Annotated in this window: 1 protein-coding gene and 2 pseudogenes; 2 read left to right on the top strand and 1 reads right to left on the bottom strand. The window is 48.7% G+C overall.

Going from position 1 to position 2,111, the window contains the following annotated elements; all coding sequences use genetic code 11:
* Window positions 1–541 (top strand): annotated as a pseudogene (locus ACTHUM_RS12080) (tyrosine--tRNA ligase); the annotation flags it as partial.
* Window positions 542–711: 170 nt separating this feature from the next.
* On the opposite strand, the gene hslO reads toward ACTHUM_RS12080, so the two are convergent.
* On the bottom strand, window positions 712–1,608 hold the full coding sequence (hslO, locus tag ACTHUM_RS12085; RefSeq protein WP_101755818.1) for an Hsp33 family molecular chaperone HslO: 897 nt from the start codon (window positions 1,606–1,608) through the stop codon (window positions 712–714).
* Window positions 1,609–1,868: 260 nt separating this feature from the next.
* Here hslO and ACTHUM_RS12090 point away from each other — a divergent pair.
* Window positions 1,869–2,111: pseudogene (locus tag ACTHUM_RS12090) on the top strand (C40 family peptidase); the annotation flags it as partial.

Genomic DNA, 2,111 nt, shown 5'->3' on the forward strand with positions numbered 1-2,111 from the left:
CTACCAATTCTGGCTGAAAGTCACCGATGCCGATGTGTACAAATTCCTGAAATACTTTACCTTCCTGTCCATCGAAGCAATCGACGCCATCGAAGCCAAAGACAAAGCCAGCGGCACCAAGCCAGAAGCGCAACGCATTCTTGCCGAGGAAATGACCCGCCTGATTCACGGTGAAGAAGCCCTTGCCGCCGCCCAACGCATTTCTGAAAGCCTGTTTGCCGAAGACCAAAGCCATCTTACCGAAAGCGACTTCGAGCAGCTGGCACTCGACGGCCTGCCAACGTTTGAAGTTTCCGAGAGCCTCAACGTGGTGGAAACTTTGGTGAAAACCGGTTTGGCGTCTTCCAACAAAGAAGCACGCGGCTTTGTCAACAGCAAAGCGGTTTTGCTCAACGGCAAACCTGCCGAAGCCAACAATCCGAACCATGCTGCTGAAAAACCTGACGATGCCTACATGCTGACCGACGAACACAAACGTTTCGGCAAATACACCATCGTCCGCCGTGGCAAACGCAACCATGCTTTGTTGGTTTGGAAATAATCTTGAAACATTAAACGCATCGTTTAAAACAATCATGCCGTCTGAAATCAGCCACGCTTTTTTTCAGACGGCATTTTCTATTTTTAGCATTCAATTTTCCAAAAAGAAAGGACAGGTTTTGCACCTGCCCTTCTATTAAGCCAATTTTTTAAGAAACTTTTATCCCGTACTTACTGCAAACGCTCATTTTCTTGACGGACGGCATTCACCACATCCGCGCCAAACAAAGCGTTGACATCGGTTTCATCAAACACATACTTGCTATGGCAGAAATCGCAATCGATTTGAATGCTGCCTTGTTCTGCCACCACGCCACCGACTTCCTGACCACCAAGCATCAACAGCATATCGCTGACTTTGCCACGGGAGCAGGTGCAGGCAAACTCGATGGCTTCCGGTTCAAAAACGCGGGGCGGGGTTTCATGGTAAAGGCGGTAAAGGGCGTGATGCGCATCCAAACCGGTCAATTCTTGCGGAGTAAGCGTTTGCGCAAGCGTAGTCACATGCTCCCACGCGGCATCATCCAATTCTTCTTCCGGCAGGCGTTGCAGCAATAATGCACCTGCTGCTTGGTCGTCGGCGGCAAGCGTAATATAGGTATCGAGCTGCTCGGAACGTTTCATATAGTTGACCAGCATTTGCGCAATGCTGTCGCCTTCCAGCGGCACAACACCTTGCCAAGGGTCGGCATCTTTAGGCTGATGGGTCAAAACGAACACGCTGTTTTCGCCCAACAGCGCAGTCAGGCTTTCATCATCACGAATTTCAGCGGTTTCGTCCCAACGCGCGGTAGCACGGACAGTATTTTCAGAAGTCGCTTCCACCACCAACATTTTCAGACGGCCCTGACCTTGAACTTGAACAATCAGCGTGCCTTCGTTTTTAAGGTTGGCAGACAATAAAGAACCGGCGGCCAACAATTCGCCCAATGCGCGACGGATGGCGACAGGATAATGTTTTTGGTTGACGATGTGGTGCCAAACCTTTTCGAGGCGGATGTGCATGCCGCGGATAGGCATATCGTCGAAGATAAAGCGTGTACGGATATCGCTGTGATTTTGTGTCATGTCAGTCTCTGAAAATAAATCAATGAATGCCGCCTATATGGTTGCAGCAGAGGATAAATCAAGCGAAACCGCATTTAATGTTTTTCTAGTTTGTTTGGAAACAAGGATTTAACGCAAAATAACAGCAGTTTTTTTGCCAAAAAGACGGTTTTTGAATACAATCAAGCAGATAACAAGAGAATGATACGGGATAACATCTCAGAAACCGGCAATGTGCCTGCAATCGGCAGGGAATGCCTTCTGAAACGGAAGTTTTTATAATGAATTTTTTACTCCGGCTCGCAGCAGTTTGGACTTCGGTCGCCATGCTAGCGAGCGTCAATTTTTCTTACGCCGATGATTTGGAAAACCTGATTACCACCCGTCAGCATGTTTTAAACCAATTCAACGACAACGCCAACGTTTACGGCAATACGCGTCAGGCAACCCCTGTCCACCCCGTCAATACACACCCCGCTCCAAGCAACAATACGCGCGCACCTTCAGGCAATGCAGACGAATTG

The organism is Neisseria sp. P0021.S006, assembly GCF_051956895.1.